Annotated in this window: 20 protein-coding genes; 7 read left to right on the top strand and 13 right to left on the bottom strand. The window is 64.0% G+C overall.

Features of this window, described 5'->3' with window-relative positions:
* Nucleotides 1–2: 2 nt before the first annotated feature.
* The 5 genes from ACG873_RS07640 to ACG873_RS07620 form a co-directional block, all read right to left on the bottom strand.
* Nucleotides 3–1718: an adenylate/guanylate cyclase domain-containing protein gene (locus ACG873_RS07640; protein WP_394891177.1), complete on the bottom strand. Its 1716-nt coding sequence runs from the start codon at nucleotides 1716–1718 to the stop codon at nucleotides 3–5.
* 106 nt (nucleotides 1719–1824) lie between these two features.
* On the bottom strand, nucleotides 1825–2763 hold the full coding sequence (locus ACG873_RS07635) for an RNA polymerase sigma factor (RefSeq protein ID WP_394891176.1): 939 nt from the start codon (nucleotides 2761–2763) through the stop codon (nucleotides 1825–1827).
* Complete coding sequence (locus ACG873_RS07630) at nucleotides 2760–3059, bottom strand: hypothetical protein (RefSeq protein WP_394891175.1); 300 nt, start codon at nucleotides 3057–3059, stop codon at nucleotides 2760–2762. Before ACG873_RS07630 ends, ACG873_RS07635 begins: the two co-directional genes overlap by 4 nt.
* 100 nt (nucleotides 3060–3159) lie before the next feature.
* A complete protein-coding gene (locus ACG873_RS07625; RefSeq protein WP_394891174.1) occupies nucleotides 3160–3987 on the bottom strand; it encodes a nickel-binding protein in 828 nt (275 codons plus the stop codon).
* Nucleotides 3988–4116: 129 nt separating this feature from the next.
* Complete coding sequence (locus ACG873_RS07620) at nucleotides 4117–4344, bottom strand: hypothetical protein (protein ID WP_394891173.1); 228 nt, start codon at nucleotides 4342–4344, stop codon at nucleotides 4117–4119.
* Between the two features lie 201 nt (nucleotides 4345–4545).
* Between ACG873_RS07620 and ACG873_RS07615 the strand changes: the two genes are divergently transcribed.
* Entirely contained in the window at nucleotides 4546–5238 is a 693-nt protein-coding gene (locus tag ACG873_RS07615; protein ID WP_394893396.1) for an adenylate/guanylate cyclase domain-containing protein, read from the top strand.
* Between the two features lie 78 nt (nucleotides 5239–5316).
* On the opposite strand, the gene ACG873_RS07610 is transcribed toward ACG873_RS07615, so the two are convergent.
* Both ACG873_RS07610 and ACG873_RS07605 read right to left on the bottom strand, forming a co-directional pair.
* Nucleotides 5317–5427, bottom strand: a complete 111-nt coding sequence (locus ACG873_RS07610) for a hypothetical protein (RefSeq protein WP_394893395.1) — start codon at nucleotides 5425–5427, stop codon at nucleotides 5317–5319.
* A gap of 107 nt (nucleotides 5428–5534) precedes the next feature.
* A complete protein-coding gene (locus ACG873_RS07605) occupies nucleotides 5535–7580 on the bottom strand; it encodes an FAD-dependent oxidoreductase (RefSeq protein WP_394891172.1) in 2046 nt (681 codons plus the stop codon).
* Nucleotides 7581–7708: 128 nt separating this feature from the next.
* On the opposite strand from ACG873_RS07605, the gene queF reads away from it, so the two are divergent.
* A complete protein-coding gene (gene queF / locus ACG873_RS07600; protein WP_394891171.1) occupies nucleotides 7709–8170 on the top strand; it encodes a preQ(1) synthase in 462 nt (153 codons plus the stop codon).
* Between the two features lie 40 nt (nucleotides 8171–8210).
* Here the strand turns inward: queF and ACG873_RS07595 are convergent, their stop codons facing one another.
* Entirely contained in the window at nucleotides 8211–9863 is a 1653-nt protein-coding gene (locus tag ACG873_RS07595) for an ABC transporter substrate-binding protein (protein WP_394891170.1), read from the bottom strand.
* Nucleotides 9864–9903: 40 nt separating this feature from the next.
* Nucleotides 9904–11475, bottom strand: coding sequence for a trimethylamine methyltransferase family protein (locus ACG873_RS07590; RefSeq protein WP_394891169.1), 1572 nt, complete (start codon nucleotides 11473–11475; stop codon nucleotides 9904–9906).
* 99 nt (nucleotides 11476–11574) lie between these two features.
* Between ACG873_RS07590 and ACG873_RS07585 the strand changes: the two genes are divergently transcribed.
* From ACG873_RS07585 to ACG873_RS07565, 5 genes are all read left to right on the top strand, one after another.
* Complete coding sequence (locus ACG873_RS07585) at nucleotides 11575–12477, top strand: LysR substrate-binding domain-containing protein (RefSeq protein ID WP_394891168.1); 903 nt, start codon at nucleotides 11575–11577, stop codon at nucleotides 12475–12477.
* 143 nt (nucleotides 12478–12620) lie between these two features.
* A complete protein-coding gene (locus ACG873_RS07580; RefSeq protein ID WP_394891167.1) occupies nucleotides 12621–13556 on the top strand; it encodes a metallophosphoesterase in 936 nt (311 codons plus the stop codon).
* A gap of 136 nt (nucleotides 13557–13692) precedes the next feature.
* Nucleotides 13693–15534 (top strand): DNA mismatch repair endonuclease MutL, encoded by a 1842-nt coding sequence (gene mutL, locus ACG873_RS07575; RefSeq protein WP_394891166.1) that lies wholly within the window; start codon nucleotides 13693–13695, stop codon nucleotides 15532–15534.
* Between the two features lie 64 nt (nucleotides 15535–15598).
* Nucleotides 15599–15955, top strand: coding sequence for a VOC family protein (locus tag ACG873_RS07570; protein ID WP_394891165.1), 357 nt, complete (start codon nucleotides 15599–15601; stop codon nucleotides 15953–15955).
* A gap of 124 nt (nucleotides 15956–16079) precedes the next feature.
* Nucleotides 16080–16310, top strand: coding sequence for a DUF2093 domain-containing protein (locus tag ACG873_RS07565; protein ID WP_394891164.1), 231 nt, complete (start codon nucleotides 16080–16082; stop codon nucleotides 16308–16310).
* Between the two features lie 86 nt (nucleotides 16311–16396).
* Here the strand turns inward: ACG873_RS07565 and lpxK are convergent, their stop codons facing one another.
* The 4 genes from lpxK to ACG873_RS07545 are packed head-to-tail and all read right to left on the bottom strand — an operon-like array spanning nucleotide 16397 to nucleotide 19778.
* A complete protein-coding gene (gene lpxK / locus ACG873_RS07560; RefSeq protein WP_394891163.1) occupies nucleotides 16397–17425 on the bottom strand; it encodes a tetraacyldisaccharide 4'-kinase in 1029 nt (342 codons plus the stop codon).
* Nucleotides 17426–18742, bottom strand: a complete 1317-nt coding sequence (waaA, locus tag ACG873_RS07555; RefSeq protein ID WP_394891162.1) for a lipid IV(A) 3-deoxy-D-manno-octulosonic acid transferase — start codon at nucleotides 18740–18742, stop codon at nucleotides 17426–17428.
* Nucleotides 18739–19527 (bottom strand): lysophospholipid acyltransferase family protein, encoded by a 789-nt coding sequence (locus ACG873_RS07550; protein WP_394891161.1) that lies wholly within the window; start codon nucleotides 19525–19527, stop codon nucleotides 18739–18741. Before ACG873_RS07550 ends, waaA begins: the two co-directional genes overlap by 4 nt.
* Complete coding sequence (locus tag ACG873_RS07545) at nucleotides 19527–19778, bottom strand: DUF4170 domain-containing protein (protein ID WP_394891160.1); 252 nt, start codon at nucleotides 19776–19778, stop codon at nucleotides 19527–19529. The genes ACG873_RS07550 and ACG873_RS07545 overlap by 1 nt, the downstream gene beginning before the upstream one ends.
* Nucleotides 19779–19792 lie beyond the last annotated feature (14 nt).

Here is a 19792-nt window from a genome sequence, read left to right as displayed (position 1 = left end):
TACTATTCTGGTGGGCCCGCCTTGATCATGCCTTCGCGCAGAAGTTCACGGTCTTCCGGCCGTTCAAGCAAAACATCCTCTTGAAAGAACTTTTCGATCGAGAAGTCCGGCTTCTGCTCGACGATCGCCGCTCGCTGCGTCTCGACTTCGGCGGTTCTGCCAAGTTGAGCGAGGCAGGCCACAAGCCGCGTGCGAGACCAGTATCCCGGTGTCGGGATTTCGGCGAATTCCTGGGCGGCCTCTGCAAAGCGCCCCAGAGAATACAGCGCGACGCCGAAGCGGGGATGATACCAGACCGGCGGAAACGGATTGAGCCGCCTGGCTTCCTGCATCCATTCCAGCCCCTCGTCGATCTTGCCGCGAAGAACCAGCAGATAGCCTAGGCCCATCCGCCGGTCGGCGTCGTTCGGATTGAGTTCGACCGCACGCCGGAAATGCTGCTCGGCTCGATCGTAATCGCGGCGGTTCATCCAGACCGTTCCGAGGACGCGATGGCAATGGCTTTCCTGAGGGTCGAGTTCGAGAGCTCGCGATGCGATGGCAAATGCTTCGTTCAGCACCTCGGCGGGAGCCGCCGAATGTCCGTGAAGTCCCATGTAGGTCATTGCGAGGTTCGCATTGGCCAGGGCGAAGTACGGATCGAGTTCAACTGCCCGCGAGAACATCTCGTAGGCTTTCTGGTTGGCGTCCGGTGCAAAGCTCCTGAAATGGGCCATGCCGCGCAGGAGGCAGTCATAGGCAGCGAGACTGGTCGTCGGCACGCGAAGCGAACGCTGCAGCCTCGCATCCTGGATTCGCCCGACCAGGGTAGAAACAATCGTCCGAGCGAGTTCATCCTGGACGGCAAAGATGTCGGTCAGGCTGCGATCATATCGCTCGGCCCAGATGTGGGCGCCGCTGGTCGCTTCGATCAGTTGCGCCGTGATGCGAATGCGGTCACCGGAGCGCCTGATGCTGCCCTCCAGAAGATGGGATACGCCAAGTTGGCGTCCGATTTCGACAAGGCTTGTCGGTTTGCCGCGGAAGGCGAAGGAGGAGTTGCGGGCGGCGACGAACAGCGAACGGTAGTGCGTCAGTCCGGTGATGATGTCCTCGGTGACGCCGTCACTGAAGAAACTGTCCTCGGCCTGCCCGCTCATGTTGTCGAAGGGCAGCACCGCAATCGACGGCCGGTCCGGAAGCGGCAAGTTGGGCTGTTCCAGCGTCTCAGCATCGGACCATTGCCACACGCGAACAGGCCGCACTATGTTCTTCAAGGACTGCTCGCCGGCGTCTTGCCATGCGAGATCCAGCTTGCCCGCCACGTCTTCGTGGACGCGTCCCGAAATCGCTATCCCTCCCGGTTGGGACAACGCTTGAAGCCGCGCGGCGACATTGATGCCGTCGCCGTAGACCTCATCACGATCGGCGACGATTTCGCCCTGATTGATGCCGATCCGGAACTCCAGACGGCGCGATGCGGGGATTTCGGCGTTGCGGTTGGCCAGAAGCCTCTGAATTGCGGCGGCGGCTGTGACCGCTCCCACGACACTGCCGAACTCAGCCAGCATGCCATCGCCAGCCTTGTTGATAATGCGCCCGCCATGTTCCTTGATCAACGGACATATAGCCGTGTGATGCTCCTGCAGGGCTCGGACGGTTCCCTCCTCGTCCTCACCCATCAGACGGCTGTAACCGGCAATATCGGCCGCGAGAATGGCGGCCAGCCGTCGGTCCATCGCTTCACCCCGTTCGAACGCGAACAGCGATACTACAGACTCGCGCGGCAACAGCCTAGAGCGGCCACAAACACGGATGATCGCTGAAATAGTGGCGATCGGAGGATCATCCAACCGATTGCTCTCGCCGATCAACCACGGCGACCACCTCCGCGCCTTCGACCGCATAGCGGGCGTAGCGGAAGTCCCGGATGTTCAGGATCTCCTCGCCGGACCATTGCAGCAGGACGAAATAGCTCGGTGCGCCGGAAGGGTCGGCGGCGTCGAACACCAGCACCGCGGGACGTCTTTCCACAAAACCCGGCGCGAGACGCCAGCCGGCGACCCGCGCATAATTGCCGAAATAGTTCGCCACCTCGCGCCGGCCGTTCATGCGGCTCCGGTTGACCAGTTCGAGCCTCACCTCGCCGGCCAAAAGGTCGCGCAGCGCATCGAAGTCGCGCGCGTTGAAGCGGTCGACATAAAGCGCCAGACGCTTATGTTCGCGCTCGTCCAGCACAGGCGGCGCTATGTCTTCGGGCTCGCCGGCCAATTCCCGCAGCCGTATGCGGCCACGATGCAGGGAGGCCTTGACCGAAGGCATGGTCAGGCCGGTGACGCCGCCGATCTCCTGCAGCGAATAGCCCAGAACATCCATCAGTATGACGCTGCTGCGCTGCGCCACCGGCAGGCGCATGAAGGTGCGCAGGCTTGCCGCGGCCGCCTGGCGATCGTCCACGGCGGATACAGGATCGGCGATCATTTCCGTTTCCTCGTCGGATTGGACGGCATTTTGCCGGGCGCGGCGGCGCAGGAAATCGAGCGCGGCATTGTGGGCGATGCGAAACAGCCAGCCCTCCGGCCGGGCGATCGGCCCTGCCCTGGGCAACGCCTCCATGGCCCGTAGCAGCGCCTCCTGCAAAATGTCCTCGCCATCGATGACCGACCCGGTCATGCGGGCGCAGTAGCGATGCAGTTTCGGCCGCAATTCGCCGAACAGCCGGGCGAAAGCCTCGCTTGCCTCCGGCTGATCGGCATGCGGCGCGTTGGCCGAGCTGTCGTTCACGCGCCGAGCATCCGGTAGTCGCCGACTATGGTCGCCTCGTTGACCTGCGGCTGCTCCATCACACGCTCCTTGAGATCGGCCTGGAATTTTCGAAAGGCATCCAGCTTGGGGAGAATACTTTCGCCGCCGTCGTTCTCCACCAGGTGGACGAAAGAACCGTCGGCGAGTTTCAGGGCGATGTAACGGACGCCTTCGGGCGCTTGCGCGTGAAGCTCCTTGAACACGTTCTGGATCAGGCGCTCGTTCTCTCCCGTGCTTTCGGGCTTGGTCCGGTATCGTATCAGAGTTCGTTTCATGGCAGCTACTCCGTTGGTGTGTCCTGCCAAAAGACGTCCGGGACATGCAAAAGGATCTGCGCGGGACCGGATTTTTGGTCAAGCGAGACCATTTCCAACACTAATTTTGGTCGGGCTTGGTCCAGGAGCACTCGAACGCCGGCACCAGATGGGAAAAGCCCTTCAGCCGCTTGCGTTTCGTTTGCACGAAGATGCCGGGGTCGCCGCGCTGCCGCCTGATGTTTTCAGACGCGAGGATCTGGTCGCTGGAGGCGGCTGAGCACAAGCGGGCGGCAAGTTGAACCGTGGAGCCAAAGAGATCGTTGCTATCCTCGACCGGTTCGCCGCAATCCAGGCCGATTCTGATGTGAATCGGCTCCGTGTTCCCTCGGTTATAGCGCTCGAAGCCCTGCTGGATGGCGATTGCGCAGTCGACAGCGTTCGCCGTCGAGGCGAACGACGCCATTATGCCGTCGCCTGTGTGCTTCACCTCGCGGCCGCCTGCATCGCTCAGGCATCTCCTGACAATAGAATCATGCGCCCGGATCAATTCGGTGGCCATGCGGTCACCGAGGCGCGTCGTCATCTTCGTCGAGCCCACGATATCGGTGAACATGATTGCCCGGTATCCGGAGTCCACAATGTCATGCGTCTGGCCGGAGGGCGGCTCGGGGTCCTGGATCCGGCCCAAAAAGGCTTCCACCGCTGAGAGCGCGACTTCGACGACCTCGCCCGCAACATGGCCGTGCGCCTCACGATGCACGCACTGGGCGGTATCCTTGTCGGGCGCGTCCACCAGGCAGAAGGTGGTGCCCCGCTGGTGGTCAAACCAGTAAGTGAGGAATTTTACCCCATACCGGTCCTGGATTTCGAGGTCCTTGCGATGCGCGTCGGCGATATCGGCGGCTGTTACCCCCTTCATATCGTGACGGTCCATGAAGATAGGCACTGTGCGCTCTTATCCACACCTCGGTGATATTCGGACATCATAGCGCACCGATGCTGTATCTGCACGCTGAAGGTGATGGGCGGCAGCGTGCTTTCCGCTGCCGCCAAGCGCACGGATTTGAACAGCCCATCATGGCTGAGATTCACCATCGGGCCGTGTACCCTCAACGATGTTGAGATTGCGCACCGTCAGATCGTCGACCTCCAGCGATCGAATTCGCGCCTTGCGAATTGAAAGACGGCCTATCGCCATGGCGCCGAAGGCGAGAGCGCCGACCGCGACCGCGCCTATGGCCATCGCCTGGAGCGCCGCCGATCTCGATTGCGCGACCTGCGACGGACGGATGCGGGTAAGCATGTTCAATGCTCGCGAGAGTTTCGGAAGTTGGCCAACGCGCGCCGGGGCGGGATGTTCCTGACGGGAAGTTGCACCCGCGTGGCAGCTGCGGTTTTCTCGAGATTTTCTTGGCCGGGCGTGCCAGAGTCAGCGAGCGTCGCACAAAGGACCGCCGTAGTGTCGACTTCTCAATCAAGAATTTGCAAGGGCTGCTGGCAGCAGATGCGGCTGCCAGTGCCCCTCCGTGGGCCGGCTTCCATTCCCTTTCGCGCCTTTGGCATACGCCCGAGCCGGATGAACCCGAACACCTGCACGATTTGCGAGCTCATGTTTACGCGGGTGATGAAAGCCCGTCAGGTCACTGTCGACGTTTCGGTGCTTTTTGTTGATCTAAGGGGCTATACGACACTTTCGCAGTCTTTCTCGGCAGAAACTGTCTCGTCGCTGCTGGATGCCTTCTACGATGAATGCGCAGCCGCCATCTGGGAATTTGACGGGCTTCTTAACAAGACCGTCGGAGACGCGATCATGGCGATATTCAACTTTCCCATTCAGCAACACGACCACGCCGAACGTGCCGTGCTCGCGGCGCGGGAGATCCAACGCCGCTGGCATGCGCGTCGTGAGCTTCTCGTGACCAATGGCGCTGGGTTGGACGGAAGTGACCTTGGCATCGGTATCGGTATCGACACCGGGGAAACCAGCTTCGGAGAGTTCGGCCGATCACACCGGGATCTTACCGCGATTGGAACGGTCGTGAACACCGCAGCTCGCGCCCAGTCAGTCGCCGACGCTGGTCGGATTCTTGTGACGAAGGCAGTTTGCAGCCGAGCCCCGCACCAAACGGCTGAAGGTGAATGTCGGGAATACCAGTTGAAGGGATTTGAGAAGCCTATCGAGCTTTACACAATCTGATTGACCGCGGCCGCTAGTGGGAGCTGCCTGGCATTTTGCCATCTAAACGGATGATGACGGTGCATTCGTGAGCCAATGCTATTGTGCAAATTTCGCGGCACTCCGGGTGGCCATATCGCCTAGTACAGCATGAAGAAGCGCTCCAACTTCCTGTTCGGCGAGCCCGGGTGCAATTCCTGATTCGGACAGTTGAAAGAGAATTTGTTTGGCGGTGCTGCGCCAGAAGGCGTCTGCGTCTTCCCCATTCTCATGCGGAGAGTGCAGACGCTGTGAAGGACGAACAGCCTGTCAGTCGCCTAAATCCGCAGCGCGAACCTGATCCCGTCATAAACCGCGGCGTGGATATTTCGCGCCGCGACGGCATCGCCGATGCGCAGCAGCGTGAAGCCGGCGTCAGGCCTCTTCTGTGGGAAAATGTCGCCGCCCTCGACCAGCCTCTCGTAATCCACCGCGCCGCCATTCTTCGACAGCGGCTTCAGCGCGAGATAAAGATCGTCGAGCGGCAGCGTGCCGTGCTCCACCACCACCTGATCGACGCGGCGTTCATCACGCCAGCCTTCGGCGAAATCGGAGGAAAGCGTCGCAACCAGCTGATTTCCCTCGCGCTGAACGGAATGTAAGCGGGTGTTGATGGTGATCGTCACGCCCTTCTCGTGGAAGGCGCGCATATAGGGCACATGGTTCATGCCCCCCATTTCGGGCGCGAAGAAGCGTTCCGGCGAGACCAGTTCGAGCCTTGCGCCGGCATTGGCGATCAATTCGGCCGCGGTCATGCCTTGGTGGCCGCCATTGTCGTCATAGAGGAGCACGTTCTCGGCCGACTTCACGCTGCCGGCGATGATGTCCCAGCTCGACGTGACCAGATCGTCGCCCGCCTCCAGCGGCGGGTTCTGCGGCAGGCCGCCGGTGGCGACGATGACGACATCCGGCCCGAGCGCCAGCACATCGTCCTTCTCGGCCCATGTGTTGTAGCGGATTTCAACGCCGAGCCGGTCCAGCTCGGAAAGCCGCCAGTCGACAATGCCGATCAATTCCCGGCGGCGCATGTTCTGCGCGGCGAGCCGAACCTGTCCGCCCGCCTGCCCCGAGGCCTCCAGCACGATCACCGAATGGCCGCGCTCGGCCGCCACTCTGGCCGCCTCGAGCCCTGCAGCGCCCGCGCCGACCACCACGACTTTCTTCAGCGGCCCGTCCACCCGGCGGATCACATGCGGGATCGTCGCCTCGCGCCCGGTCGCGGCGTTGTGGATGCACAGCGCCTCGCCGCCCTCATAGATGCGGTCGAGGCAGTAGGTCGCGCCGACGCAGGGGCGGATTTCGTGCTCGCGGCCCTCCATCACCTTCCGGACGATGTGCGGGTCGGCGAGATGCGCGCGGGTCATGCCGACCATGTCGAGCTTTCCGGCAGCGATGGCATGTCGCGCCGTCGCAATGTCCGCAATGCGGGCAGCGTGAAATGTCGGAAACTTAGTTGCCGCCCTCACCTCGCCGGCAAAGTCGAGATGCGGGGATGAGCGCATGCCGGTGATCGGGATGACGTTGGTCAGCGCCGCGTCCGTCTCGATCGATCCGCGGATTATATTCAGGAAATCGAACTTTCCGGACGCCGCCAGCCGGCGGGCGATCTCGACGCCTTCATCCTTCGACAGGCCCTTTTCGAAATCCTCGTCCGCGACCATCCGGATGCCGACGATGAACTTTTCGCCGACCGCCTCGCGCACCGCATCGATCACCCGCCAGGTGAAGCGCAGCCGGTTCTCCAGCGAGCCGCCATATTCGTCGTCGCGAAAATTGGTCGCCGGCGACCAGAACCCGTCCATCAGATGGCCGTAGGCCTCGAACTCCATGCCATCGAGACCGGCCGCCTGCATCCGCTGCGCAGCGCTCGCATAGTCCGCGACGATGCGGTCCAGATCCCAGTCCTCGGCGATCTTTGGAAATGAGCGGTGGGCCGGCTCGCGCACCGGCGAGGCCGAGAGCACCGGCAGCCAGTCGGCCCTGTTCCAGCCGGTACGGCGCCCGAGATGCGTAAGCTGAATCATCACCTTGCAGTCGTGCTCGTGGCAGGCATCGGCCAGCTCGCTCAGCCACGGCACGATCTCGTCGCGATAGGCCTGGAGATTGCCGAAGGCGGCCGGACTGTCGCGCGAGACGATCGCCGAGCCGGCGGTCATGGTCAGCGCCATGCCGCCCTTGGCCTTTTCGGCATGGTAGAGCCGGTAGCGCTCCTTCGGCATGCCGTCCTCGGAATAGGCCGGCTCGTGCGCGGTCGACATAACGCGGTTCTTCAGCGTCAGGTGTTTTAGCTGGTAGGGCTGGAGAAGCGGGTCGTTGCTCATCATGGTCTTTCGTTCCGACACAATATGCCTATAAGCGCCCGCTAAAGCATGATCCCGCAGACTTTTCGGACAAGATCATGCGGCCAATCAACACGCTCATTCCGATTGCATCGAAATGAGAGGAGCAGAAGATGACCGAAACCGACACCCTTACCCAACTCGGCGCGCGCGTGGAAACGCCTGCCTCGCCGGAAGCCGCCGTCCTGGAAACCGTGCCTTACACGCGCGGCGACGGCCCGCCGGCGATCGTGCGCTTCACCTGCCCGGAATTCACCTCGCTCTGCCCGGTGACCGGCCAACCCGATTTCGCGCACATCGTCATCGACTATGCGCCTGATGCCGCGCTGGTGGAATCGAAGTCGCTGAAGCTGTTCATGGTTTCGTTCCGCAATCATGGCGCGTTCCACGAGGATTGCACGGTCATGATAGGCCGGCGCATCATAGAGGCGACGAAGCCGCTGTGGCTGCGCATCGCCGGCTACTGGTATCCGCGCGGCGGCATCCCGATCGACGTGTTCTGGCAGACCGGCGCGCCGCCCGAAGGCGCCTGGCTGCCGGACACCGGCGTCGCGCCCTATCGCGGGCGGGGTTGAGCGAACAGGCATCAGCCCCGCGCCGCCTGTTCGGCTGCTCTCATGCCGTCTCGAGCCAAACCTTCTGCAGGTCCATCTGGAAGGTCGGGTGGATGCCGTGGTCCTTCACCGCCTCGGCCATGTGGCAATAGAGGGATTGCCAGAACGGCTGGATGATGACGCCGGAATCCTGGAGTATCTGCTCGATGTCCTTCATGATCTCGCGGCGTTTTTCGGGGTCGACAACCGCGAGCGCCTCGTTGAGCTTGGCGTCGAATTCCGGATTGGAGTAGCCGCTCTCGTTCCAGGCTTCTCCGGTTCTGTAGCCGAGCGCCAGGACCTGCACGCCGAGCGGGCGCATGTACCAGATGGTCATCGAATAGGGATATTTCGTCCAGTCGTTCCAGAAGGTGGAGCCCGGCAGAACCGTGCGCTTCACCTTGATGCCGGCTTCGCGCAGTTGCGCCGCGATGGCGTCGCCCGTGTTCTTCTGCCAGTCGTCCTCCACGGTTATGAGATCGTGCTCGAAGTCGATCTGTCCGGCCTCCTCCAGAAGCTTTTTCGCACCTTCCATATCGCGCTGCTTCTTCGGCAGTTCGGCGTATTCGGGATGAATCGGGGCCACATGATGGTTCTCGCCGACCGTGCCGCGGCCGCCATAGCCGAGTTGCAGCACCACGCTGTTGTCGACCGCCATCTGAAGGGCATTGCGCACCCGCTGGTCGTCATAGGGTTTTTGGGTGACATTGGTGCGCGCGACCAGCGTCGTCGCCGTCGCCACCTCCGATTTCACCAGGCCCATGCCGTCGAGTATGTCCACATAGTCGGCCGGCGTCTCGAAATTGGCCTGGATTTCTCCGGATTCGAATGCATTGAGCATCGCCGCCGGATCGGTGCCGTAGTCGATGAACTCGACCCCGTCGAGCAGCGCCTCCCCGCCCCACCAGCTTCCGTTTTCCCGGCGTTTGAGCACGGCCTTCGAGCCTACGTCGTAAGAAACGAGTTCGAACGCGCCCGTACCTATCGGCTTGGCGACCGGATCGGCGCCGTCCGCCTCGAAGTTCCGGTGCACGACGAGCGCCGGATAATCCGTCAGGTTGGGAATGATCGAAATGTCCGGCTTGTTGAGCGCCAGCTTCACCGTATGGTCGTCGACGCGGGTGATGGCGCCTTCCCGGGCGCGCCCGGTCGCCTCGTCGATCAGCGAGCCCACTCGTGCGGCCATGGAATTGCCCGACGCCGCCTTGTCGCACCAGCGGTTCAGGTTGAAGATCACGTCATCGGCATTGAACTGGTCGCCATTGTTCCAGGTCGCGTCCTTCCTGACGTGCAGCACATATTCGGTGGCTTCGTCATTCACGTCCCAGCTTTCGAGCAGCACCGGTTCGAAGGTGAAGTTCCGCGTATAGGCGACCAGCGGTTCCAGGAACGTCCGGGTGATGTTCGCCATCTCCACCCAATCGTAGGTGCGCGGATCCTTCTGCGCCTTCACGGCCATCGCCACCTTCAGCACGCCGCCCTTCTTCGCTTCCTGGGCCACCGCCCGCGTAGGCGCGGCAAGCCCGATCATGCCGTAGGCGAATGCCGTCGATGCGCCCATCGCGCTCGCCATCGCAAGAAATTCGCGCCGGTCCATGCGGCCGGAACGGGCCGCTTCTGCCATCTGCTCAACGACCGCGGGGACGCGGTCTTCATTGCTCCTGAAAAATGCCATCGGTTCCTCCTGATGTTTTCTCTTGCTTGTTCCCGTCGCCTCAGTACCAGGCGTCATCCATCTGGCCTTTCTTGCGGGCCATGAAGTCCTTCAGCGCCTCGTCGATGCCCTCGTCCAGCGGCGGGGCTTCGTATTCGGCGAGCGCCTTCTTCCAGCGCTTGTTGGCGCGGATCGCTGCGTCCTCGCTTCCCGCCGCCTCCCATTTCTCGAAGGGCTCATTGTCGGCGATCTCCGAATCCCAGAACGCCGTTTCGTAGTTCTGCATCGTGTGGGCGCAGCCGAAGAAGTGGCTGCCCGGCCCGACCTCCTTGAACGCGTCGAGCGCGAGCTGGTTGTCGTCGATCTTCACGCCGTCGAGATAGGTGTGCAGCGCGCCGCAGAAATCGGCGTCCATGACGAATTTCTCGTAGGACATGGACAAGAGCCCATCGAGGAAGCCGGCCGAATGCAGAACGAAATTCGCGCCGCAATGCACGGCGGCCAGCATCGACATGGTGGCCTCGTTCATCGCATGTGCGTCGGGCAGCTTCGAGGTGGTGAAATTGCCGGAGCAGCGGAGGGGGAGATTGAGCCGCCGCGCGAGTTGCCCGATCACCATCGAGCCGATCGCCGGCTCCGGCGTGCCGAATGTCGGCGAACCCGAGCGCAGCGACATGGAGGACAAAAAGTTGCCGAAGATCACCGGCGCGCCGGGGCGTTCGAGCTGCGTCAGCGCGCAGCCGGCCATGGTTTCGGCGAGCGACTGGGCGATGGCGCCGGCATTCGTCACCGGTCCCATGGCGCCGCCGAGGATGAAAGGCACGATCACCGCCGCCTGGTTGGCGCGGGCGTAGGCGCGCAGCGCCGTGGTCATGGTCGCGTCCCAGACCAGCGGCGAGTTGACGTTGACGTTGCCGAGGATGACGCAGTTCTCGTCGGCGAATTTTTGTCCGAAGACGATCCGCGCCATGTCGATCGAATCTTCCGCCCTGGCTTCGGAAGTCACCGAGCCCATAAAACCGCGGTCGGAGTATTTTACATGGGAGTAAACCATATCGAGATGGCGCTTGTTGACCGGCACGTCGACCGGCTCGCAGATCGTGCCGCCCGAATGGTGCAGCCATGGCGAGGACTGCGCGAGCTTCACGAAGTTGCGGAAATCCTCGATCGTGCCGTAGCGGCGGCCCTTGTCCAAATCCATGACGAAGGGCGAACCGTAGGCCGGCGAAAAGACGACATTCTTGCCACCGATCTGTACCGAATTTGCCGGGTTGCGCGCGTGCTGGGTGAACTCGGCCGGTGCGGTCTTCAGAATCTCGCGCAGCATGCCGGGTTCGAATTTGACCAGGGCGCCGTCAATGTTCGCCCCTGCCCGCTTCCAGTGGTCGAGCGCTACCGCATCGTCGCGGAACTCGATGCCGATCTCGGCCAGGATGCGGTCGGCAATCGCCTCGATGCGAAGCAGATTCTCTTCCGACAATATGTCGTAGGTCGGGATATTGCGGACGATATAGGGCCGGCCGTGCCCTTCGTTGCCATGCGAGCGCAATTCGCGCCGCGCGATCCTGCCGCCGCCGCGCTCGCGGCGGGGCGGCGCCGGTTTCTCGATCATCTCGCCCGTAATTTCCGCCATTCCGCCTCCGGCAAGTTCCGACCCTGTTTTCATGAAACTAGCCCCACGTTCTATCCTTGTGACGCTGGAAAATCCTGATGGCTTGTATAAGCTGGATTTATGCAAAGCCTCCGCCACCTCCTCCCCTCCGCGGGCTCCCTCATCGTATTCGAGGCCGCCGGCAGGCTCGGCAGCTTCACCGCCGCCGGGCGAGAGCTCGGCATGTCGCAGGCCGCGGTCTCCTACGCTGTCCGGGGACTGGAACGGCAACTCGGTGTGGCCCTGTTCCTGCGCAAGCATCGCCAGGTGCGGCTGACGGAGGCCGGTGAGCGCTTCTTCGCCGACGTCACGCTCGGCCTTTCGCATATTCGCAAGTCGGCCGAGGAGTTGCGCGCCTTCGCAGGCGGCGGACATGTGACGCTCTCGGCCTCCACCGCCTTTGCCTCCTTCTGGATGATGCCGCGGCTGCAGCAGTTCCGCGACGACCTGCCCGGCATCGATCTTCGCATCCAGACTTCGGACCGGGACATCGACCTCATCGCCGAAGGCATCCCGCTCGGCATACGCGGCGGGGCGCCGGCGGATTTTCCGTTCTACGATTGCCTGCGGCTGGCGACGGAAGAGATCTATGCCGTGGCGGGCGCGTCCTATGCCGGCCGCAACGGCGCGCCGAAATCGGTCGCGGAGCTGACGCGCCACCGCCTCATCCACCTCGAGGAGCCGTTCCGGGAGGCCGCGACGTGGAACGAATGGTTCCAATCGGCCGGCATCAACGGCGCGGTGGCCAATCGCGGGCTGCTCATCAATGACTATGTTCCCGTCATCCAGGCGGTGATGGGGGGCCAGGGCATCGCGCTCGGCTGGCGGCACCTGACGGACAGGCTGGTCGAGAGCGGCCTGCTGGTTCAGGTCACCGACCATGTGATGAGGACCGGCAAGGCTTTCCACGTCGTCTGGCCGAAGAACCGCGAGCTTTCGGCCAGCGCCAGAAAGGTTCGCGACTGGCTCGCCGCGCAGGCGTGAAGCGCATCCCGCGGGCTGCGAAATAGTGGCAAGTCGGTCGACCGAATGCGAGAAATTTCAGGCTTGCTTCATCGGCGTGTCATCATCGTGTAACCGGACCGCCTTATTGCGACAGGGTATTCCCCCAAACCCGGAGCGCTGCCATGATCACCCGACGCAATCTCCTGAAGATCGGTGGCACCGCCGCAATGTTTGCCCCCTTTGGAGGCTTTAGCGTCAACCCGGCGCTCGCCCAGTCCGGCCCGCTCTTCCGCTTCGGCATCGTCGCCGATCCGCAATATGCGCCGGTCGTGCCCAACGTTCGGGCGAACCGCTACTATGCAAATTCGCTCTGGAAACTTTCCGAGGCGATCGAGGTCTTCAACAAGGAAGACCTTCAATTCGTCGCCACGCTCGGCGACATCATCGACCGGCACTGGGAAAGCTATACCCATATCCTGCCGGTTTATGACCAGCTCAAGCACGAGCGCTTCTTCCTGCTCGGCAATCACGATTACGATGTGGCGCCCGAATATCTGGCGTCGGTCGTGCGGACGGCCGGCATGGAAAAGGCCTACTACGACTTTGCCGGGGGCGGTTATCGCTTCATTGTCCTCGACGGCAACGACGTCAGCCTGTTCGCGCCGCCCAAGGACGATCCGCGCCGCGAGATCGCCCAAAAACGGCTCGACGAATTGAAGGCGACGGGCGCGGTCAACGCCCAGACCTGGAATGGCTCGCTCGGCGACGAGCAGTTCGCATGGCTCGAGGCTACGATCAAGAAGGCGCAAGCCGCCGGCGAGAAGGTCATTGTGATGGGCCACTATCCGGTCTATCCGGTGAACGAGCACAATATGTGGGACTCTGAGCGGATCGTGGAGCTCCTGACCGGCTCGCCCAATGTCGTCGCCTATTTCAACGGGCACAATCACGCCGGCAATTTCGGCGAGCTCAACGGCAAATATTTCGTCAACTTCAAGGGTATGGTCGATACGCCGGCGACCAGCGCCTATTCGATCGCCGAGGTCCACCAGGACCGGATCGAAATCCGCGGCTTCGGCCGCGAGGAGAGCCGTACGCTGAAGATCCAGACCGCGTAGGTCCTGGATTTCGAGCACCGCAGGATCTAGGCCCGGAGGTACGCCTCCGGGAAATATCGCGCGGTGATCCTTCGGCCCTTCGGCTGAACCACGCGGGCCTGTTCGCGCGTCGGCGAATCCATGTAAGATGGCCGCTATGCCGATACGCCAGCTTTCAGAAACGATGATCAACCAGATCGCCGCCGGCGAGGTGATCGAGCGTCCGGCGAGCGTCGTCAAGGAACTGGTCGAGAACGCCGTCGACGCGGGGGCGGCCCGCATCGAGATCGTGACGGCCGGCGGCGGGCTCAATCTGGTGCGCGTCAGCGACGACGGTTCCGGCATTCCGGAAGACGAGCTGGAGCTGGCGGTGGCGCGCCACTGCACGTCGAAGCTCTCGACCGACATCCACGACATACGCTCGCTCGGCTTTCGCGGCGAGGCGCTGCCGTCCATCGGCTCAGTGGCGCGGCTGACGATCCGCTCGCGCACGGCGACAAGCGACAGCGGCGCCGAGATCGCCATCGAAGGGGGGCGGATCTCGCCCGTCCGCCCCGCAGCGGCCAATCGCGGCACGTCTGTCGAGGTCCGCGATCTCTTCTTCGCGACGCCGGCGCGGCTCAAGTTCATGAAGGGCGAGCGCGCCGAATCCACAGCCACGGCCGACATCGTCAGGCGCATCGCCATCGCCTTTCCAGCGGTGCGCTTCACGCTTTTGGGGCCGGACCGCTCTACACTGGAGTTTGCGGCCACCGACGACAGCGCCGAAGGCCGGCTCACCCGCATCGCGCAGGTGATGGGCGCGGAATTCCCCGACAACTCTATCGCCATCGACGCGGTGCGCGAAAGCGTGCGGCTTACGGGACACGTCTCCATTCCGTCCTACAACAGGGCCAACGCGCTGCAGCAATACGCCTATGTCAACGGCCGCCCGGTGCGCGACAAACTGATTGCCTCGGCCATTCGCGGCGCTTTCGCCGACGTGCTGCCGCGCGACCGGCACGCGGTGACGGTGCTGTTCCTGACGCTCGACCCGGCGACCGTCGACGTCAACGTCCATCCGGCCAAGGCGGATGTCCGTTTCCGCGATCCCGGCCTGGTGCGCGGGCTGATCGTCGGCGCGATCCGCGAGGCGCTCGCCAATGCCGGCATGCGCGCCGCAACGTCTGGGGCGGCGGCGATGATGGGCGCCTTCCGGCCCGGCCCCGCCACCTACGGCCATCCCGGTCCGGCCAATGGCCACCGCGCCTTCAATCCGGGCTTTCGCGCCGCAACCTCGGCCGGTTTCGATGCGCTGCGCTCGCCGCACCGTCCGCTCGACGGCTTCGCCGAACCGGCGCAGGCGGCCTTCGACGCCGGTCCGCTCGCCAGCGCGGATTCGCGCGGCGGCCATGGCGAAGTGGCGGAAGAGCTGCTTCAGGCGCAGTTGGGCGCAGCGCGGGCGCAGGTGCATGAGAACTACATCGTCGCGCAGACGCATGATTCGCTGATCATCGTCGACCAGCATGCGGCGCATGAGCGCCTGGTCTACGAGGCGCTGAAACAGGCGCTGCATTCGCGGCCGGTGCCGGCGCAGATGCTGCTGCTTCCCGAAATCATCGATCTGCCGGAGGACGATGCGGCACGCATCGCCGCCCATGCCGACATGCTGCGGAAATTCGGCCTCGGGGTCGAGCGCTTCGGGCCGGGCGCGGTCGCCGTGCGCGAGACGCCGTCGATGCTTGGCGAAACCAATGTCGCTGCGCTCATCCGCGATCTTGCCGATGAGATCGCCGACAACGACACCACCGACACGCTGAAGGACCGCCTCGACCGTATCGCCGCGACCATGGCCTGCCACGGCTCGGTGCGCTCAGGCCGGCGGCTGAAGCCGGAGGAGATGAACGCGCTGCTTCGGCAGATGGAGGCGACGCCGGGCTCCGGCACCTGCAACCACGGCCGCCCGACCTATATCGAGCTGAAGCTCGCCGACATCGAGCGGCTGTTCGGGCGGCGGTGAAGGCGGCGCTGGCGGCATGCGGCCGGCGCGTTACATTCTCCTCCTGTCTTGAAGGAGAATAGCCATGATTTCAGGCGCACACATGATCCTCTACAGCACCGACGCCGAGGCGGACCGGGCATTCTTTCGCGACGTCCTGCGGTTTTCCGCGGTCGACGCCGGCGGCGGATGGCTGATCTTCGCCTTGCCTCCGGCCGAAATCGCCGTCCATCCGGCGGCTGAAACCGATGGCCACGAAATCTACCTGATGTGCGACGATGTCGACGCCACGATCCGGGACCTTAATTCGCGCAAGGTCGAATGTGCTCCGGTCACGGACGAAGGCTGGGGTCTGCTCACCCATATATCACTGCCAGGCGGCGGCAGGCTCGGGCTTTATCAGCCAAGGCATCCGGTGCCGCACAGGACGGGCGCTGCTTGACCGTAGCTCGTTTGATTTGCCGGTTTCCATGCGGCGACAAATGTCGCCACTGCCCACGTGCCGCCTTGACCTCCCGGCCGATTTGTGGCGGAACGGACCTTTACTAGGCGCTTGAGCAAAACCAATGATGAACCGCTTCGAAGGCCCCGGCGCCAAGGAAGCCCGCATTCGCTATCTCGACGGAGATTTCCAGGTCACCAGCCCCGGATCCTTCGTGCGCTGCGCCGTGACCGGCGAACGGATCCCGCTCGACGAGCTCAAATACTGGAGCGTCCTGCGGCAAGAGCCTTACCTCAACGCCGCCGCCTCGCTGCAGCGCGAGATCGAAGCCGATCCCGGCCTGCGCAAACGCTAGCGCATCGGAAGCACGATGCGCAGATTCAAAGTCTTACAGCGTCCTTTGGGCGTCTAAAAAGACGCGCCGCGCTGTAACGCGATTCCTCAGCCGCCAATCCGCCGCAGCCGCCAGGCGTTCAGTGTCTCGTCGATGATTCGCGCCGGCGCGTGTTTGAGGTCGAACGCCGTTTCGATTTCCAGCACGTCGAGCTGGCCCAGGAATTCCGCATGGGAAGCCGCGCCGTTGCGCAGCCTGGCGGCGTCCTTCGCGGTGGTAACCAGTTGCAATTGCCCGGCGCGCGCGGTGGCGGCCAGTTCCTGCAGTTCGTCGTCGCTGTAGAAATGATGATCGGGGAATGCGCGCGTCAGGGCGACCACACCGCCGGCCCTGGCCACCGTATCGAAAAACTTGTCCGGATGGCCGATGCCGGCGAAGGCAAGCACCCTCCTGCCAGCGAGGCGGCCACCATCCTTCGGCCGCGTGACCGCCTCGAACACCGGTTTGCCGGCGCGGGCGGCCTTGCGCACGGCCTCGTCGGCCGCGCTTCCTTCCCCCATCTTCAGAACGGCGTCGGCGAAGCGCAACTGCTCGACGAGCGGTGCGCGCATCGGCCCGCCGGGAATGACATGGCCGTTGCCGAGGCCGTAGCGCGCGTCGACCACCAGCAGCGCATAGTCGATGTGGATGCGAGCGCTCTGGAAGCCGTCGTCCATGATCAGGAAGTCGCAGCCCTGCTCCTTGAGCAGTTTCGCTCCCGCCGCACGGTTCGGCGTCACCGCCACCGGCGCATGCTCGGCAAGCAGCAGCGGCTCGTCGCCAACATGCCTTGCGCTGTCATGCGCGGGGTCGACGATATGCGGGTGGGCGAAGCTGCCGCCGTGGCCGCGCGACAGAATGCCGGGTTTCAGCCGCATGCGCCTTGCCTGCCTGGCCAGCGCGATGGCGACCGGCGTCTTGCCGGTGCCGCCTACGGTAAAATTGCCGACGCAGAGCACCGGCAGGTCTAACTTCTCCCGCTTGGCCGAAGCCATGCGGCGGCTCGCCACGAGCCCGTAGAGCGCCGAGACCGGCAACAGCGCGCGGGCGCGCCAGTCCGGCTTCTGCCACCAGAAGGGGGGCGCTTCGCTCGCCATCTACCTGCCGCCGGAACCTTCCAGCCGCGACTTCACGATCAGCGGCTGGATGAACGGCTCGAGCGCCCGGAGCGTGATGGCGAGCGCGCCGCGCATCTGGTCGACCGTCGCCGCTCCCGCCGCCATCATGTCGTGGCGGGCGACTTCGTTGACCAGCAGGAAGTTGACGGCGCCGGCCAGCATGTCGCGGTCGCGCACCAGCTTGGCGCCGCCACTGTCGATCAGGCGCTGGTAGGCCTCGCGGAAATTCTGGACGTTGCGGCCGGCGAGAACCGCCGTGTCCAGCATCGCCGGCTCCAGCGGGTTCTGCCCGCCCTCCGACGTGAGCGAGCGGCCGACAAAGGCTATCTCGGTCAGGCGCAGGTAAAGCCCCATCTCGCCGATCGTGTCGCCAAGCAGGATATCGGTGTCGGCGGTCACCTTCGCGCCGGCGCTGCGCCGCGCGACATTCAGGCCCATGGCGGCGAACTGGGCGGCGATCGCGTCGGCCCGCTCGGGATGGCGCGGCACTATGATGGTGACGAGCCCGCGGTGGCGTCCGCGCAGCATGGCGTGGACCTCCGCCGCCACAGCCTCCTCGCCGTCATGTGTGGAGACGGCGGCCCATGTCGGTCGCTGCCCGACCTGCCTGCGCAGCGACGCCAGCGCCTTCTCGTCGGCGGGCGGCGGCAAGGTGTCGACCTTCAGGTTGCCGGACACGGTGACCGGCCTTGCGCCCAGCGCCTGGAAGCGCTCGCCGTCGGCTTCCGACTGGGCGACCACATGCGCCAAATTCTCGAACAAGGCCTCGGCCAGATAGGCCCGCTTCTTCCAGGATTTGAACGAGCGATCCGAAAGCCTGCCGTTGACCAGCACCTGCGGCACCCGCCGCGTGCCGAGCTCCAGGATGGTCATCGGCCAGATTTCGGATTCGGCGATGATGGCGAGGTCCGGCTGCCAGTGGTCGAGGAAGCGGCTGACCGCCGGCTTCAGATCGAGCGGCACGTACTGGTGGATGATGCTTGAGCCGAGCCGTTCCTCCGCCACATGCGCGGATGTCACAGTGCCCGTCGTCAGCACGACATTGACGCCGTAGCCCAGTATGTTCTGGACCAGCGGCACGACCGCGATGGTCTCGCCGACGCTTGCCGCATGCACCCAGATCAGCGGCCCGTTCGGGCGTTCCTTGCCGGCCAGCCCGTAGCGCTCGCGGCGGCGGGCCCGGTCTTCCTTGCCCTTGGAGGCGCGCCAGGCGACATAGGTGCCGATCAGCGGATACACCGCCGCGCCTGCAAGGCGGTAGCTCGACAGCAATGTGCGCGCCCAGCGTTCGCTCATCGGGCACCGTCGGCGATGCGATAGGCGGCTTCGGTCGCCGCGTCGAGCGACGCATTCACTTCCAGGCGCTTGGCCTCCAGTTCGGCCGGCGTCGCGTCGGCGGCGACGTGGACAGGCTCGCCGACCATCACCCCGCGGCGTCCGAACGGCAGGTTGATTGTGGTCTTGTCCCAGCTCTTCTCGAGAACCATGCGCCGGCTGGTGGTGATCGCTACTGGAACGATCGGCCGGCCCGTCAGACGCGCCAGCGTCACGATGCCGAGCCCGGCCTCGCGCGGGGTTCCATGCGGTATGTCTGCGATCATGCAGACGTTCATGCCGGCGTCGAGCGCCTTTTTCAGGGCGATGAGCGCCCGCGCGCCGCCCTTGTCGCGATGGCGCTTGCCGACCCGGCCGCCCGAGCCGCGCACCGCCTGCAGGCCGAATTTCTCGACCACCAGCGCGTTGAGTTCGGCGTCGGCGCTGCGCGAGACCATGGCGACCAGCCCGCGCCCGCGCGGATAGACCGCCGGCGCCAGGAGATGCTGGCCATGCCACAGAGCGACGATCGCCGGCGCCAGCTCCGCATTGGCCTTGTCCAGGTCGGCCGAACCCTTGGCGAGCGGGTTGGTGAGCCTGACGAGCCGCAGCCACTGCTTGATCAGCGTGGCGACCGCGCCCTTGGCGAAGCGCGATTGCGCCAGCGGCTGGCGCAGCTTCCGCCAAAAAGCCTTCGACGCGCTTTTTTCGCGCTTTTTCTTTCCGGCCGCCCGGATAACCATCGGCGCGCCTGGTCTGGAAGTCATCAATTCGAACCGGATGCCTTGGCCTCGGGCTCCAGCAGCCGGTGCAGATGGACCACGAAATAGCGCATATGGGCGTTGTCGACGCTCGCCTGTGCCTTGGCTTTCCAGGCCACCTGCGCCGACTGGTAGTCTGGATAGATGCCGACTATGTCGAGCGCGTCGAGGTCGCGGAATTCGGTCGAGCCGAGCGACTTCAGCTCGCCTCCGAACACCAGATGCAAAAGCTGTTTCTTTCCGTCTTCCTCGGCCATCGTCTTTCCTGAAT

Source organism: Allomesorhizobium aridi, from assembly GCF_043769475.1.
GTDB lineage: Bacteria > Pseudomonadota > Alphaproteobacteria > Rhizobiales > Rhizobiaceae > Allomesorhizobium.
The sequence above is the reverse complement of the archived record's forward strand: the minus strand, read 5'-3'. Positions and strand labels throughout refer to the sequence as shown.

Excerpts from the sequence above, each read along its gene's own strand:
- ACG873_RS07640 (WP_394891177.1), bottom strand. The coding sequence starts at position 1,718 with ATGGACCGACGGCTGGCCGCCATTCTCGCGGCCGATATTGCCGGTTAC.
- ACG873_RS07630 (WP_394891175.1), bottom strand. The coding sequence starts at position 3,059 with ATGAAACGAACTCTGATACGATACCGGACCAAGCCCGAAAGCACGGGA.
- ACG873_RS07620 (WP_394891173.1), bottom strand. The coding sequence starts at position 4,344 with ATGCTTACCCGCATCCGTCCGTCGCAGGTCGCGCAATCGAGATCGGCG.
- ACG873_RS07615 (WP_394893396.1), top strand. The coding sequence starts at position 4,546 with ATGCGGCTGCCAGTGCCCCTCCGTGGGCCGGCTTCCATTCCCTTTCGC.
- ACG873_RS07605 (WP_394891172.1), bottom strand. The coding sequence starts at position 7,580 with ATGATGAGCAACGACCCGCTTCTCCAGCCCTACCAGCTAAAACACCTG.
- queF (WP_394891171.1), top strand. The coding sequence starts at position 7,709 with ATGACCGAAACCGACACCCTTACCCAACTCGGCGCGCGCGTGGAAACG.
- ACG873_RS07595 (WP_394891170.1), bottom strand. The coding sequence starts at position 9,863 with ATGGCATTTTTCAGGAGCAATGAAGACCGCGTCCCCGCGGTCGTTGAG.
- ACG873_RS07590 (WP_394891169.1), bottom strand. The coding sequence starts at position 11,475 with ATGGCGGAAATTACGGGCGAGATGATCGAGAAACCGGCGCCGCCCCGC.
- ACG873_RS07585 (WP_394891168.1), top strand. The coding sequence starts at position 11,575 with ATGCAAAGCCTCCGCCACCTCCTCCCCTCCGCGGGCTCCCTCATCGTA.
- ACG873_RS07580 (WP_394891167.1), top strand. The coding sequence starts at position 12,621 with ATGATCACCCGACGCAATCTCCTGAAGATCGGTGGCACCGCCGCAATG.
- mutL (WP_394891166.1), top strand. The coding sequence starts at position 13,693 with ATGCCGATACGCCAGCTTTCAGAAACGATGATCAACCAGATCGCCGCC.
- ACG873_RS07570 (WP_394891165.1), top strand. The coding sequence starts at position 15,599 with ATGATTTCAGGCGCACACATGATCCTCTACAGCACCGACGCCGAGGCG.
- ACG873_RS07565 (WP_394891164.1), top strand. The coding sequence starts at position 16,080 with ATGATGAACCGCTTCGAAGGCCCCGGCGCCAAGGAAGCCCGCATTCGC.
- lpxK (WP_394891163.1), bottom strand. The coding sequence starts at position 17,425 with ATGGCGAGCGAAGCGCCCCCCTTCTGGTGGCAGAAGCCGGACTGGCGC.
- waaA (WP_394891162.1), bottom strand. The coding sequence starts at position 18,742 with ATGAGCGAACGCTGGGCGCGCACATTGCTGTCGAGCTACCGCCTTGCA.
- ACG873_RS07550 (WP_394891161.1), bottom strand. The coding sequence starts at position 19,527 with ATGACTTCCAGACCAGGCGCGCCGATGGTTATCCGGGCGGCCGGAAAG.
- ACG873_RS07545 (WP_394891160.1), bottom strand. The coding sequence starts at position 19,778 with ATGGCCGAGGAAGACGGAAAGAAACAGCTTTTGCATCTGGTGTTCGGA.